The organism is Streptomyces sp. NPDC087906 (assembly GCF_055584925.1).
Genome location: NZ_JBVJLC010000007.1, coordinates 53020 through 67312, shown reverse-complemented (window position 1 = coordinate 67312; position 14293 = coordinate 53020). Strand labels below are relative to the sequence as shown.

At 71.5% G+C, this 14293-nt stretch carries 15 protein-coding genes; 6 read left to right on the top strand and 9 right to left on the bottom strand.

What is annotated here, in order from left to right; translation table 11 throughout:
* Positions 1–214: 214 nt before the first annotated feature.
* Positions 215–1291, top strand: a complete 1077-nt coding sequence (locus ACZ63I_RS21505) for a C40 family peptidase (protein WP_469340588.1) — start codon at positions 215–217, stop codon at positions 1289–1291.
* Positions 1292–1393: 102 nt separating this feature from the next.
* Positions 1394–1798: a hypothetical protein gene (locus tag ACZ63I_RS21500; protein WP_469340587.1), complete on the top strand. Its 405-nt coding sequence runs from the start codon at positions 1394–1396 to the stop codon at positions 1796–1798.
* On the opposite strand, the gene ACZ63I_RS21495 is transcribed toward ACZ63I_RS21500, so the two are convergent.
* From ACZ63I_RS21495 to ACZ63I_RS21475, 5 genes are all read right to left on the bottom strand, one after another.
* Entirely contained in the window at positions 1795–2076 is a 282-nt protein-coding gene (locus ACZ63I_RS21495) for a hypothetical protein (RefSeq protein WP_469340586.1), read from the bottom strand. The two genes, ACZ63I_RS21500 and ACZ63I_RS21495, sit on opposite strands and share 4 nt — an antisense overlap.
* Entirely contained in the window at positions 2076–2321 is a 246-nt protein-coding gene (locus ACZ63I_RS21490) for a hypothetical protein (protein WP_469340585.1), read from the bottom strand. The genes ACZ63I_RS21495 and ACZ63I_RS21490 overlap by 1 nt, the downstream gene beginning before the upstream one ends.
* On the bottom strand, positions 2308–3216 hold the full coding sequence (locus tag ACZ63I_RS21485) for an RpnC/YadD family protein (RefSeq protein WP_469340584.1): 909 nt from the start codon (positions 3214–3216) through the stop codon (positions 2308–2310). Before ACZ63I_RS21485 ends, ACZ63I_RS21490 begins: the two co-directional genes overlap by 14 nt.
* A gap of 94 nt (positions 3217–3310) precedes the next feature.
* Complete coding sequence (locus ACZ63I_RS21480) at positions 3311–4012, bottom strand: LuxR C-terminal-related transcriptional regulator (RefSeq protein WP_469340583.1); 702 nt, start codon at positions 4010–4012, stop codon at positions 3311–3313.
* Between the two features lie 44 nt (positions 4013–4056).
* The gene (locus tag ACZ63I_RS21475; RefSeq protein ID WP_469340582.1) at positions 4057–5403 is read right to left on the bottom strand and encodes a PspC domain-containing protein; all 1347 of its coding nucleotides are present in this window, start codon (positions 5401–5403) and stop codon (positions 4057–4059) included.
* Between the two features lie 156 nt (positions 5404–5559).
* On the opposite strand from ACZ63I_RS21475, the gene ACZ63I_RS21470 reads away from it, so the two are divergent.
* Positions 5560–7026 (top strand): PspC domain-containing protein, encoded by a 1467-nt coding sequence (locus ACZ63I_RS21470; RefSeq protein WP_469340581.1) that lies wholly within the window; start codon positions 5560–5562, stop codon positions 7024–7026.
* On the top strand, positions 7013–7276 hold the full coding sequence (locus tag ACZ63I_RS21465; RefSeq protein ID WP_469340580.1) for a hypothetical protein: 264 nt from the start codon (positions 7013–7015) through the stop codon (positions 7274–7276). Before ACZ63I_RS21470 ends, ACZ63I_RS21465 begins: the two co-directional genes overlap by 14 nt.
* On the opposite strand, the gene ACZ63I_RS21460 is transcribed toward ACZ63I_RS21465, so the two are convergent.
* A complete protein-coding gene (locus ACZ63I_RS21460) occupies positions 7183–7707 on the bottom strand; it encodes a DoxX family protein (protein ID WP_469340579.1) in 525 nt (174 codons plus the stop codon). The two genes, ACZ63I_RS21465 and ACZ63I_RS21460, sit on opposite strands and share 94 nt — an antisense overlap.
* A gap of 100 nt (positions 7708–7807) precedes the next feature.
* Positions 7808–9073, bottom strand: a complete 1266-nt coding sequence (locus tag ACZ63I_RS21455) for a hypothetical protein (protein WP_469340869.1) — start codon at positions 9071–9073, stop codon at positions 7808–7810.
* A gap of 184 nt (positions 9074–9257) precedes the next feature.
* On the opposite strand from ACZ63I_RS21455, the gene ACZ63I_RS21450 reads away from it, so the two are divergent.
* Positions 9258–9707, top strand: coding sequence for a cupin domain-containing protein (locus ACZ63I_RS21450; protein WP_469340578.1), 450 nt, complete (start codon positions 9258–9260; stop codon positions 9705–9707).
* A gap of 84 nt (positions 9708–9791) precedes the next feature.
* On the opposite strand, the gene guaA is transcribed toward ACZ63I_RS21450, so the two are convergent.
* Positions 9792–11390, bottom strand: coding sequence for a glutamine-hydrolyzing GMP synthase (guaA, locus tag ACZ63I_RS21445; protein WP_469340577.1), 1599 nt, complete (start codon positions 11388–11390; stop codon positions 9792–9794).
* Positions 11391–11725: 335 nt separating this feature from the next.
* On the opposite strand from guaA, the gene ACZ63I_RS21440 reads away from it, so the two are divergent.
* A complete protein-coding gene (locus ACZ63I_RS21440) occupies positions 11726–12040 on the top strand; it encodes a chorismate mutase (protein WP_469340868.1) in 315 nt (104 codons plus the stop codon).
* Positions 12041–12467: 427 nt separating this feature from the next.
* Here ACZ63I_RS21440 and ACZ63I_RS21435 read toward each other — a convergent pair whose 3' ends face one another.
* Positions 12468–14216 carry a GMC oxidoreductase gene (locus ACZ63I_RS21435; RefSeq protein WP_469340867.1) on the bottom strand — a complete coding sequence of 583 codons (1749 nt, stop codon included), beginning with the start codon at positions 14214–14216 and terminating at the stop codon, positions 12468–12470.
* Positions 14217–14293 lie beyond the last annotated feature (77 nt).

Here is a 14293-nt window from a genome sequence, read left to right as displayed (position 1 = left end):
CGTCTGTATCACCCCTCCGGCTCCGGCGCGGCGTTCTCGGCGTATCGGTCGGGTCCGGAGCGGAAGCGATGATCTTGCCATCGGTCATCCGGTCAGAAAACAGCTTTGTACTTTCATCTCGCGCCAATACCTGGCTTGTCGATGCCTCTTCGTGACCTTGCGCCCTAGCGTCCTCCTTGCAACGGACATATGACGTAAGGAAGTGGACGCCCCCGTGGCAGCGCACCGGAAACGCAAGCACCGCCCGTTCACAGGACCGGCCCGCAGGACCGCCGCCACCCTCGCCCTCGCGGGAGCGGCGACGGCGACGGCCTCGGGCGGTGCGGCGCACGCGGAGCCGCAGCTCTCGCCGGCCCAGGTCAAGGCCAAGGTCGACAAGCTGTACGAGGAGGCGGAGGCCGCCACAGAGAAGTACAACGGCGCGAAGGTGAAGGCGGACGCGGCCCGCCGTTCGCTCGCGTCGCTGCGCGACCAGGCGACCCGCAGGACGGAGCGGCTCAACACCTCGCGCAACGCGCTGGGTTCGATGGCGACGGCGCAGTACCGCTCGGGCGGCCTCGACCCGGCCGTACAGCTCGCACTGTCGTCCAAGCCCGACGACTACCTGGACAGCGCGTCGCTGGCCGAACGGGTCGGCTCGCGGCAGGCGAACACGCTCAGCAGGGTCCGCGGGGAACTCGCCGCGATCGGCCGCCTGCGGAACCAGGCCGACGGCGACCTCGCGGACCTGAAGGCGCGGCAGAAGGAACTGGCGGACCGGAAGACCACGATCCGGACGAAGCTGGACGAGGCGCGGCAACTGCTGGCGCGGCTGAGCGAGCCGCAGCGGGCGGCGTACGCGCAGTCCTCCACCGCCCCCACCGCCCTCACCACCCGCGCCAGCCGCTCGACGTACCGCTCCTCCTCCGCCTCCCAGGCCCCGGCCCGGACGCAGGCGCCGACGTCTCGCGCGGCCGCGGCCGTCGCCTTCGCGTACGGGGCGCTGGGCAAGCCGTACGTGTGGGGCGCGACGGGACCCAATTCCTTCGACTGCTCGGGGCTGACCCAGGCGGCCTGGCGGGCGGCCGGTGTCTCGCTCCCCCGTACGACGTACACCCAGATCAACGCGGGCCGCCGGGTGTCCCGCTCCGAGCTGGCCCCGGGTGACCTGGTGTTCTTCTACTCCGGGGTCAGCCATGTCGGGCTCTACATCGGCAACGGCCAGATGATCCACGCCCCGCGCCCCGGCACCCCGGTCCGGGTGGCCCCGATCGACCAGATGCCCTTCGCGGGCGCGACCCGCCCGGCCTGAGCCCGCACGTTTGGCTGGCGCCGGGATGCCCCGGGCGGTCCCCCGGGCCACGATGGGCGGGCAGCACACCCGCAGGCCCGCGAAGGGACAGCCGTGAGAGCCGTGAGACGAACCAGCACCGCCGGCGCGACGGGGCTGGCCCTGGTCGCGGCCGCGTTCTTCGTACTGGCCCCGGTAGGCGCACCCCCGGCAGGCTGCGACGACACCCCCGAAGGCCGCCTGTGCATCGAGGGCCCGATCGGCACGAGGGGCACCTTCACGACCCGCTACACCCAACACCCCGGCCACCCGCCCACCCGGGTCGAGCTGGGCTACCAACGCAAGGACCACCGCCTGCGGGCCTTCGCCGACTGGTTCGGCACGACCCGCACCCACGGGGGCCGCGCGGAACTGACGGGCACCCTGGCCACGCTCCCGGACGAATGCATCAGAGGAGTCCTACGCGACCCCCAGGGCCACACAAGAGCAACAACCTGGCACTGCGCGCAGCCGCCCGCGGGGCGCTAGGAGTTCTCGGGGTCGAGGAAGATGTCGCGGGCGTCGGTGACGGTGATGGCGCGGTCGAACCAACGGGTCAACTGATCCAGATCACCGGACGCGATAACGCGCTCCCGCACCTCGGCAGGAACAGCGATCCCCCGGTTCTCAAGGAGACACACCACCCACTCCGCCGTGGCCTCAGCCTTGCCCTCAGCCCTGCCTTCCGCTTTGCCCTTGGCCTCGCCCGCCAGGAACGTCTCCTCGACCAGGGTTCCGCGACCGGGAAAGTAACTGCCTGGGCTCATCAGTTCCCTCCCGAATCGAGGAAGATGTCGTTGGCTTCGGAGACGGTGACGGCGCGGTCGAACCAACGGGTCAACTGATCCAGATCACCGGACGCGATAACGCGTTCCCGCACCTCGGCAGGAACAGCGATCCCCCGAGTCTCCAGAAGACGCACCACCCACTCCGCCTTGGCCTTGGCCTCGCCCTCCAGGAACGCCTCCTCGACCAGAGTTCCGCGACCGGGAAAGTAGCTACCTACGCTCATCGGTCCCTCCAGAATCAAGGAAGATGTCGTTGGCATCGGCGACAGTGACTGCGCGGTTGAACCAGCGGGTCAGCTCGTCCAGATCGCCTGACGCGGTAATGCGCTCCCGCACCTCCGCAGGAACAGCGATCCCCCGGTTCTCAAGCAGATGGACCACCATCTCGGCTTTGGCCTCAGCCTTGCCTTCTGCCTTGCCCTCCAGGAACGTCTCCTCGACCAGGGTTCCGCGACCGGGGAAGTAGCTGCCTACGCTCATCAGTTTCCTCCAGAATTCTCGCGCCGGGGTGTCTCCCAGGCCGATCTCCAGCATTTCCGAGTAGAACGAGAGGGACGCCTGATCCACGGATCCCAGGGCACGTGCCAGCGCCTTCAGTATCGCCTGAACCTTGTCGTCCCGGCCATGGGTCATTGCCGAAAGCGTCGCCATCGCCAACTCGCGGCTCGCGACCTGGGGATCGGTGATCATCGGGACGTTGTCCGGGCCGAGGACCAGCGGGTACACCGCCATTGACGTCCAGTCGGGCGTGCCCATGCGGAACGGGCCGCAGGCCCAGGTTGCCGTCTGCGGGTCGTGGCAGATCACGAGCAGCAGCGTCGGCAGCCGGTACTTCGCCTGCAAGTACGCGACGTAGTACGCCCAGCTCATCTCCTTCTCCACGGCCCGGCGGCTCTGCGCCTCGATGGCCAGCAGAAAGCCGGGGCCGTCGGGTGGCGCGATCCTCAGGACGCTGTCCACCCGGCGTTCCAGGGGCTTGATCTCCGTGACGTCCACCGTCAGCACTTCGATCTCGGCCTTCTCCGGGAGTGATACGCCCAGGAGTTCGAAGACCGGCGACAGTAACGTCGGGTGGTTCAGGAGGATCCGGTGTGCCGCCTCATGCGACGAAGTGACCATGCCAGGAGCATATGACTGCGCGGAGTGACGGATCACTGGCAACCAGCGATCATCATCCGTTCAGGTAATCAACTGGACATGAGTTCGAGACCGGTCAGACCAGGCGGCGGGCTGTTGCCCAGCGGGTCAGTTCGTGGCGGTTGGAGAGTTGCAGTTTGCGCAGGACCGCCGAGACGTGGGACTCCACCGTCTTCACCGAGATGAAGAGCTGCTTCGCGATCTCCTTGTACGCGTAGCCGCGCGCGATCAGGCGCAGGACCTCGCGTTCGCGTTGGGTCAGGCGGTCCAGGTCCTCGTCGACCGGTGGGGCGTCCGTCGAAGCGAAGGCGTCCAGGACGAAGCCGGCCAGGCGGGGGGAGAAGACCGCGTCGCCGTCCTGGACGCGGAAGATCGAGTCGACCAGGTCCGTGCCGGTGATCGTCTTGGTGACGTAGCCGCGGGCGCCGCCCCTGATCACGCCGATGACGTCCTCCGCCGCGTCCGAGACCGACAGGGCCAGGAAGCGGACCTGGTGTTCGGCCGCCGCCATGAAGGGGGCGCAGCGGCGCAGTACCTCGACGCCGCCGCCGCCCGGCAGGTGGACGTCGAGCAGGACCACCTCGGGGCGGGTCGCCGTGATGACGGTGACCGCCTGGTCCACGTCGGCCGCCTCGCCGACGACCTCGACGCCCGTCTCCTCCGTACGGCCGATCTCGGCCTGTACGCCCGTGCGGAACATCCGGTGGTCGTCGACGAGCACGACCCGGACCCTGCGGCCGTCCGCCGTGCTCTCGGCCTGTACGTCCTCGCTGCTCATGGTGTGTGCCCCTCGATCGTCCGCAGGTCGGGTCGCCCGGCTGCTCATTCGTCTGCCCGTTCCATCTCCAGCTCGACCTCGGTGCCGCCGTCCGGCACCGCGCGCAGTCTGGCCGTACCGCCGTTGCGCTGCATCCGGCCGATGATCGACTCGCGGACTCCCATCCGGTCGTCGGGTACGGCGTCCAGGTCGAACCCGGGGCCGCGGTCCCGTACGGAGATGAAGACCGTCCGGCCCTCGACCTCCGCGTACACCTGCACTGCGCCCCCCTCGCCACCGTACTTGGCCGCGTTGACCATCGCCTCGCGCGCGGCCTGCAGTTGCGCCGCCAGCTTGTCGTCGAGCGGGCAGTCGCCGACGACGACGACCTCGATCGGTACGCCGTGGTAGTCCTCGACCTCGGCCGCCGTCTTCTTCACCGCTTCGGCGAGCGTGGCCGGTTCGTCCGCCTCGTCCTTGCCCGTGCCCTCCGGCTTGTACAACCAGGCCCGCAGCTCCCGCTCCTGGGCGCGGGCGAGCCTGCGGACCTCGCCCCCGTCGTCCGCGTTGCGCTGGATCAGGGTGAGGGTGTGCAGCACCGAGTCATGGACGTGCGCGGCGACTTCGGCACGCTCCTGCGCGCGGATGCGCATCAGCCGCTCCTCCGACAGGTCCTGGGTCATCCGGACCAGCCAGGGCCCGACCAGCAGTCCCACCCCGGCGAGGATGGCGATGGCCGCCGTCAGGACGTTGCCGAACTGCGCCGCCGAGCCGCGCACCACCACGAAGACGGTCAGGCCGAGCCCGACGAGGGCCACCCCCGCGAGGCCGCGCGCCAGTTGCAGCACCCGGCGGCGGCGGCCGATCTCGCCCCAGCGGGCCCGCCGCGCGTTGTCGGCCTGCCGCCAGACCAGGACCACGCCCACCGCGATGAGCAGCACCGGCCAGATGTACCGTCCCGCGTGGCCGCGGCCGAGGTTGACGTTGCCGATGAAGATCCCGGCGCCGATGACGAGCGCGATCAGCGCGAAGATCTGCCCCTTGTCGGGCTTGCGGAGCCGGCGCTTGCCGTCGGGTCCCGTCTCGAAGACCGAGCGCGGCTGGGCCGCCGTACCGCCGACGCCCAGCGGGACGACGATCCAGAACACCGCGTAGAGCAGCGCGCCCAGGCCCTGGGCGAAGAAGAGGCCGAGGAAGACCAGCCGGACCCAGATGACCGGCAGCCCGAGATGTCCCGCGAGGCCGCGCGCCACGCCGCCCAGCATCCGGCCGTCGGCGCTGCGGTAGAGCTTGCGCTGCGGCGGCTCGTCGGGCACCGAGGCACGCGCGGAGCCGCGGGCGGACCCGAGCGGGGACCCGTGGGCGGACCCGCGGGCAGAGGTCGCTCCGGCGGCGGACGTGGCGGCTGGCATGCCACTGATGGTCACACGGCGGGCGGGGTCGGGGCATCAGGGTCGCGCCCCTGAGCCGACCCTGATGCGGTCGATGAGGCCACGGCGGTCAAAATCAGGGATCGTCCAGGGTCCCGGCCGATGCGACGGCGCCCCGCTGTCCTTCACCATGAACGTATGACTCCGCCGCCCGCCTCCCCGGTCGCCGAACCGGCGCCCCCGCCGCAGCCGCCGGCCGCGCCCCCCGCACGGCCGCCGCTGCACCGCGCCCCGCGCCAGAAGGTGGTGGCCGGAGTCTGCGGCGGGCTCGGGCGGTACTGCGACATCGACCCGGTCATCTTCCGGATCGTCATCGGCGTGCTGTCGGTGACCGGCGGCCTCGGGCTGATCTTCTACGGCTTCGCCTGGCTGCTCGTCCCGATGGAGGGCGAGGACGAGAACGAGGCGCGCAGGCTGCTGGCCGGCCGGGTCGACGGCGCCGCGCTCATCGCCGTCCTGCTCGCCCTGATCGGCTGCGGTCTGTTCCTGTCGATGCTCGGTAACGGCGGCACGCTCGGCTTCGCCGCGCTGCTGTCGCTCGCCGTCGTCGGCTCCGCCGTCTGGTCCCAGCGCCGCCGCGGCGCCGTACCGCCGGGGCAGCCGCTCGACCCCGCGGCGCCCCGCCCGCCGGTGGTGCACACGGTCGACGCGCCGCCGGAGACCAAGGCGCCGCCGTCGCCCGGCAGCCCGTCGTGGTGGCGGGACCCGATCGTCAAGGACGGTACGACGGGCCCGGTGCCCACCGGCTACCTCTGGGGCCCGGCGGACGCGGCCCCGCAGGAGACCGCGCCGCCCGGCCACCGGTGGGGCGGCCACCGGCACGGGCGGTACGGGCCCGGCAGGCACGGGTACGAGGGTTACGGCCTCGGGGGGTACGGCCTCGGGGCATACGGGCACGGCGGGTACGGCGGGTACGGGTACGGCGGGCACGGGTACGGATACGGCGGGCACGTCCGCGCCACCCGGGTACGCGGCCCCCGCTCCATCGGCGGCCTGCTCTTCCTCCTCGCCCTGATCGCGGGCGGCCTCGGCACCGGCCTGACCTGGCACACGCAGCCGCTCGGTACGAGCCTGCAGATCGGGCTGAGCGCCGCGCTCGCCGTCTTCGGTCTCGGCCTCGCCGTGAGCTGCCTCTTCGGCCGCACCGGCTTCGGCACGGTCTTCCTGACCGTGGTCACCGCCCTGCTGCTCGCCGGGGCCTCGGCCGTTCCCAAGGACATCGGCACCGGGTGGAGCCGGCAGCACTGGACGGCGACATCGGCGGCGGCCGTCAAGCCCGGCTACGCGCTGGGCAACGGCGCCGGCACGCTCGATCTGGGGAGGCTGGCCGTCCCGCGCGGGCAGACGGTGGTGACGTCCGCCGACGCCCGTCTCGGACAGCTCAAGGTGGTCGTGCCGCCGGACGCCACGGTGAAGGTGTTCGTCTCCGCGAACCTCGCCAATCTGCGGCTGCCCGGCGGCCCGTCCGACCGGTTCGTGACGGACGGCGACCGGGCGGCGCGGCAGGTGCTGCCGCCGCCGGCCGGCTCCCGTCCCGCAGGCTCGCTCGTCCTGCGGCTCCATGTCGACCTCGGCCAGGTGGAGGTCACCCGTGCCGCGTCATGAGGCCAAGCCCGGCCGGCTGGTCGTGGGGCTCGCGGCGCTGGGCGCCGCCGCGCTCTACGCGGGCGACGCCGCCGGCGCCTGGCAGGTCCCCTGGTTCCTCGTCCTGACGATCGTCGGGGACAGCCTGTTCCTGAGCGCCGTCGTCGCGCTCGGCCATCAGCGCATGCGACGGCGCCGCGAGGCCCACAGGGCGTCGAGGGAGAACATCGGGGCGCCGGCCAGCACCAGCGGCAGCCACGCCATCAAGTAGGCGAGGTCGTTGCCGTAGTAGTACGGCGTGGACTGCCAGCTCACCGTCAGCCACAGGCTCAGCGAGATCAGCGCGCCACCGAAGGCGGCGAGCCGGCCGAGGACGCCGAAGAGGGTGCCGAGGCCGACGGCGAGTTCACCGAAGGCGATGGCGTAGCCGAACCCGGCGGGGCTCTTCAGTGCCAGGTCGACCAGAGCGGGGATGGCGGCGCTGTCGCGGACGCCGTTCATCATCTCGCCGACCGAGCCGGCGCCGCTCGCCTGGAAGAAGCCGCTGGTGGTCAGCTTGTCGATGCCCGCGTAGATGAACGTGATACCGAGGAACAGCCGCAGCGGCAGCAGCGCGTAGCGTACGGAGTTCTCCCGCCACCCCTGCGCCTGCCGGTCACCGCCTATCGTCCCGTAGTTGTCCGTCCGGTAGTCCTGAGTCATGGCCGACCTGCCCTTCGTGTCCCACGCCGCGGCCGCAGGTTCCGCTTTCCCCTGCGTGCTCATTGATGCATACGGACCCGGCGCGGTCGGCGCTCACCCCTCAGTCGAGAACGTCCACGGTGACCTTGTTGGTCTCCACCCCGGCCGCCGTGATCACCTGCACGTCGACCTCACCGGGCTCCACGTCGACCGGTACGGGCACGGTCAGCGCCGCGTCCGAGGGGTTGGCGAAACCGCCCGGGACCGGGACGAGCGGTACGTGTACGTGCACGGCGCCGATCCGTACGACCATCTTCGCGAGCCGGTCGGGGGTCCCGGCGCCCGGCGGTACGAAGCCGGCTCCGCGGATCTCGATGTCGTCGCCGGTGCGGATGGGCGCGTCCAGATCGCCGGCTTCCCTGGCCCGTACGACGGACAGCACGACGGGCCGGCCGCCCTCGGTGTACTTGCCCGCGAAGTACGTGGCGGCGGAGACGGCCACCAGCAGCGCCAACGCCCAGGGCAGATCGGGCAGTTGCTCGGGGCGCCGGGCGAGCCGTACGCCGCTGAAGACGACGGCCGCCGCGTTCAGAGCCGCGTACTGCACGTCGGTGAAGCTGCCGCGCCCAGCGTCGTCGCAGAGCAGGTCGGCGGCGCGCGGCCGGTCGGCCCGCACCTTCTGCAGCCGCTGCGCCAGCACCCGTACGGCGACGACGCGCCGTACGACGACGGCGATGGCGCAGACGATCGCGAGCACGGTCAAGATCCCGGCGCCCCGGGCGAGTTCGAGTCCGTCGACGAGCGCGTCGCGGTCCTTGTGTCCTGAGGCACCGGCCAGTTCGAGGGCGAGGACGAGCACGGCGAAGACGACGAACAGCACCCAGGCGGAGGCGACGGCGCGCGAGGTCGAGAGCCGGTTGTCCTCGCCGATCAGCGGCGCGAGCAGCCCGCCGCGTGCGCGGTGCAGCGCCGCGGCGCCGGTCAGCAGCCCGCCGACGACGAGCGCGCCGAGCAGCCCCGCCGTGCGCGCCACGGTCCAGCCGGCGCTGATGGCGGTGGCGGCCTGGGCGAGCGCGAGGACGACGACTCCGCCCCACACCGCGAACAGCGTGTAGCGCCAGACGGCCTGCAGCCAGGCCTCGCCCGCTTCCCTGCTGCGGTCGGCCACGGCCCGCGCCGACTGGGTGAGTTCGTCGGAGACCCACTGCCGCGACGCGCCCGCCGAGTGCGCGACGGCGGCCGGCAGCCCTTGTCCCGCCGCCAGTTCCTCCCGCTTGGCCAGGAAGGCGGCGACCGCCTGCCGGTGCCCCTCCCGCGCCCCGTGCGGGCAGTTGCCGCACATACAGCCGCCGCCGTGCGTGCCCTGTCGCGCCTCTTGCACCGCCACGCCGAATGCCGCCTTCCCCACCCTGTCCGCCATGCCCGGTGAACTTCCTTGTGCCGCTTGCGAATTGTGCCGCACGGAACGGGGGGTACGGGCCGCCGTCCCGGCTGTGGCGGGTGACGACACGATTACGTTGTTGACGCGGGCCGCCGACCTGCGCGGGAAGGGACGTACCACAATGGCGGCCATGGCAGACAACATCTCACCGCTGGTCGCGCTCCTCGGTCTCGAACGGCACGTCGAGGGCGGCTGGTTCAAGGAAACCTGGCGCACCGAGGCGGCGGCGGTCCCGCCCGGCCACCCGGGCGAGCGCTCCTTCGCGACCGGTATCTACTTCCTGCTGCACCCCGGCGAACGCTCCCGCCGCCACAAGGTGCGCTCCGACGAACTGTGGCTCTGGCACAGCGGAGGCCCGCTGCGGCTGCACATCGGCGGCACGGACACCGACGCGTCGACGGCGCGGCCGCACATCCTCGGCCCGTCGGTCGAGTCGGGCGAACAGCCCCAACTGCTGGTCCCGGCGAACGCCTGGCAGTCGGCCGAACCGCTGGGCACGGAACCGACGCTGGTCTCGTGCGTGGTGGCCCCGGGCTTCGACTTCACGGACTTCACCCTCGACGAGAACGACCCGGCCTGACCCGAGGCGGCCCGGCCTGACCCCGAAACGGCCCGGCCTGACCCCGAGGGGACAGGCCGGGCCGGGGTCATCTGGTATCGGAGGTCACTCCCACTCGATCGTGCCCGGGGGCTTGCTCGTCACGTCCAGGACCACTCGGTTGACCTCCGCGACCTCGTTCGTGATCCGGGTCGAGATCTTGGCCAGTACCTCGTACGGCAGCCGGGACCAGTCGGCGGTCATCGCGTCTTCCGAGGAGACCGGGCGGAGCACGATGGGGTGGCCGTAGGTGCGGCCGTCGCCCTGGACGCCTACCGAGCGGACGTCGGCGAGGAGGACCACCGGGCACTGCCAGATGTCGCGGTCCAGGCCGGCCGCCGTCAGTTCCTCGCGGGCGATGGCGTCCGCGTCGCGCAGCAGGTCGAGGCGTTCGCGGGTGACGTCCCCGACGATGCGGATGCCGAGTCCCGGGCCGGGGAAGGGCTGGCGCTGGACGATCTCCTCCGGCAGGCCGAGCTGCTGGCCGACCATCCTGACCTCGTCCTTGAAGAGCTGGCGCAGCGGTTCGACGAGCTGGAACTCGATGTCGTCGGGCAGGCCGCCGACGTTGTGGTGCGACTTGATGTTGGCGGTGCCGGTGCCGCCGCCCGACTCGACCACGTCCGGGTAGAGGGTGCCCTGGACGAGGAACGCGACGTCCTCGCCCTCGGCGCCCGCCTCGGCGACGATCTCGGCCTGGGCCTGCTCGAAGACGCGGATGAACTCGCGGCCGATGATCTTCCGCTTCTGCTCGGGGTCGGCGACGCCCTTGAGCGCGGTGAGGAAGCGCTCCTCCGCGTCGACGACCTTGAGCTGGACGCCCGTGGCGGCGACGAAGTCCTTCTCGACCTGCTCGGTCTCGCCCTTGCGCATCAGGCCGTGGTCGACGTACACGCAGGTGAGCTGCGCGCCGATGGCCTTCTGCACCAGCGCGGCGGCCACCGCCGAGTCGACACCGCCGGACAGCCCGCAGATGGCGCGCTTGGTGCCGACCTGCTCGCGGATCAGCGCGATCTGCTCGTCCACGACGTTGGCCGTGGTCCAGGTCGGCTCGATGCCGGCGCCCCGGTAGAGGAAGTGCTCCAGGACCTGCTGGCCGTAGGTCGAGTGCAGCACCTCGGGGTGGTGCTGGACGCCGTACAGCTTCTTCTCGTCGTTCTCGAATGCGGCGACGGGGACGACGTCGGTGGACGCGGTCACGGTGAAGCCGGCCGGGGCCGCCGAGCAGGCGTCGCCGTGCGACATCCAGACGGGCTGCTCGGCCGGGGTGCCCTCGAAGAGCGTGGAGCCGGTCTTGGAGACATGCAGATCGGTACGGCCGTACTCGCGCGCGCCCGAGTTGTCGACGGTCCCGCCGAGGGCCGTCGCCATGAGCTGGAAGCCGTAGCACATGCCGAAGACCGGCACGCCCGCCTCGAAGATCGCGGGGTCCAGGCGCGGGGCGCCCTCCGCGTACACGGACGAGGGGCCGCCGGAGAGGATGATCGCCCGGGGGTTCTTGGCCAGCATCTCGGCCACCGGCATCGTGGACGGGACGATCTCGCTGTAGACCCGGGCCTCGCGCACACGGCGCGCGATGAGCTGGGCGTACTGCGCGCCGAAGTCGACGACCAGGACGGCGTCGGGAGTGGCGATCTCGGGGGCGGCGGGGGGCGCTGCTGGCACGGGGCGGCCTTCCGGCGGGAACAAAAAGGAGGTCTGTTCCTACGATTCTAACGGCGGCCGGCGGACCACTTTCCGTCTCGTCCGTCTCACCATCCGGAACCGGGTTGGTCCGCTTCCGGATCCGTGGTTCATACTTCCGGCATGCACAAGCAGCTCACGTACGTCTTTACCTATGGCACCGGCCCGTCCGGCTGCCATGGTCGTGCTGCTTGAGCTGACAAGCGACTTCCGACAGGCGCCCCGGGCCGGCCAGGCCCGGGGCGCCTGTCGCGTTCGGGGCCTGGGCAGGGTCCGGGGAGCGATCCCTCCCGACAAGGAGCACCCCCATGACCGCCATGGACACCACGGGCACGGCGAACACCACGGACAGCACAGGCACCACGAACAGCACAGGCACCACGGACAGCACCGACACCCTCATCGCCGACGCACGCGCCCGCATCGACGCGCTCGACGAACGGATCATCGCCCTCGTGCGGGAACGGACGGCGGTCTCGGCCGTCGCCCAACAGGCCCGGCTGGCGGCGGGCGGCCGGCGGGTCAGCCTCTCCAGGGAGAACGAGGTCCTCGGCCACTACCGGGCGGAGCTGGGCAAGCCCGGCACCGCGCTCGCGATGACGCTGCTGGAGCTGTCCAGGGGCCGGCTCTGAGCCGCCGCGCGGACACTTCTCCCGTACCTGGGTTCGAGCACCGCTCTCACCCGTACGGCGCGTGACCGGGTCCCGAAGGCCGTCGTTGGACCGTGCGTCCGTTGGGGCGTGTGGCGCACCGGAAGGTGCGCCGTGGGACCTCGCCCCGGCGCCCCGTGACCGGACGGCAGGGGACAGCAGCCCGGTCACCCAGGGACGGCCGGCTCCGGGGACGCCCGGGGCCGGCCGTTTCGAGCCGGCGGCCAGTTCGGACATCGGTTCAATGATGTGACGCAGATCACTCAAGAAGAACGCGATCTCGGCAGCAACCATCTACGCGGGTCACCGGTCTTCTATGCGTTGAGACCAACGCGGGAGACGCTGCACTCGGAGGGGGGTGCAGCGCCTCTTTCGTTCATCGACACGCGTCGGCGCGGATCAGCGCGGATCAGCGCGGCGGCACCTTCGGCATCCCCAGGAACGGCAGCCGCAGCGCGCCGAACGCCCCCTCGGGGACAGCGGGCGCGACGGGCTCGACCGCGGCCGTACGGACATACGCGGCGCCCTGCTCCGGACGCCCGTCCGCCTCACCCTTGTTGGGCCAGAGCGCCATCGCGCGCTCCGCCTGCGCCGTGATCGTCAGCGACGGATTGACACCGAGGTTCGCCGAGACCGCCGAACCGTCCACCACCGAGATGCCCGGGTGCCCGTACACCCGGTGGTACGGGTCGATGACGCCCTCGTCCGCCGAGGCGCCGATGGGGCAGCCGCCCAGGAAGTGCGCCGTCAGCGGGGTGCCCATCAGCTCACCGACGTTGCTGCCGGCGAAGCCGTTGATCTCCTCGGCGATCAGCGTCGCCGCCCGGGTCGCCTCCGGTATCTGCTTCGGGTTGGGCGCGCCGTGGCCCTGCCGCGCCGTGAGCAGCCCTTTGCCGACACCGCCCGGCTTGCGGTACGTGGTCAGGGAGTTGTCCAGCGACTGCATGACCAGGCCGATGATGGTCCGCTCCGACCAGTGGTGGTTGGAGAGCGAACGCGCCAGCAGCAGCGGATGCCTGGCCGCGTGGGCGAGCCAGCCCCGCACCCGCCGGTCGCTGTGCGGCACCTGGAGGATGGACAGCGCGCCCATCGCGTTGGAGCCCTTGCCGTAACGCACCGGCTCCACATGCGTGTGGGCGTCCGGGTGCATCGAGGACGTGATGGCGACGCCCTTGGTGAAGTCGGCCTTCGCCGCGCCGTGCCGCGCCCGGTAGCGCCGGTCGTCGGTCTGCGCGCCCACCAGCGCCTCGGAGTTGGTACGGGTCAGCTCACCGAGCCGCGCCGAGAGCCGGGGCAGCAGCCCCTTGTCCTTCATCGTGTGCAGCAGGGTCTGCGTGCCGTACGTGCCTGCGGCGATCACCACCTGGCGGGCGCGCAGCGTCCGGTACGTGTCCTTGCCCTTCTTGCGGGCGTCGGTCGGCACGGTCGTGACGCGGTGGCCGCCCGCCGTGTCCTCGGTCACCGCGACGACCGAGGTCATCGGGTGGATCACGGCCCCGGCGCGCTCGGCGAGATACAGGTAGTTCTCGGTGAGGGTGTTCTTCGCGCCGTGCCGGCAGCCGGTCATGCACTCGCCGCACTCGGTGCAGGCGTTGCGCGCGGGGCCGGCGCCGCCGAAGTACGGGTCGGCGACGCGCTCGCCGGGCCGCGCCTGAGCGCCGCCCTCCGCGTCGTCGCCGTCGCCGAAGAACACGCCGACCGGGGCGAGATGGAAGCTCTCGCCTACCCCCATCGCCTCGGCCGCCGCCTTCAGATGGACGTCGGAGGGGGTCATGGTCGGGTTGAGCCGTACGCCCAGCATCCGCTTGGCCTGGTCGTAGTACGGCGCCAACTCCCCCTGCCAGTCGGTGATCGACGCCCACTGCGGGTCCTCGAAGAACGCGGCGGGCGGTACGTAGAGGGTGTTGGCGTAGTTGAGGGAGCCGCCGCCCACCCCGGCGCCCGCCAGCACCATCACGTTGCCGAGCAGATGGACGCGCTGGATGCCGTAGAGCCCGAGGGCCGGGGCCCAGAGGTAGTTCTTCACGTCCCAGGAGTTCTTGGGCAGGGTCTCGCGGGTGAAGCGGCGGCCCGCCTCCAGCACCCCGACGCGGTACCCCTTCTCGGTCAGCCGCAGGGCGGCGACCGAACCGCCGAACCCCGAACCGACCACGATCACGTCGTAGTCGTACGTCTCGTCGCCCGGCGCCCCGACCGCCTCGTCGTCGCCCGAGGCGCCGTACGTCTCGTCGTCGT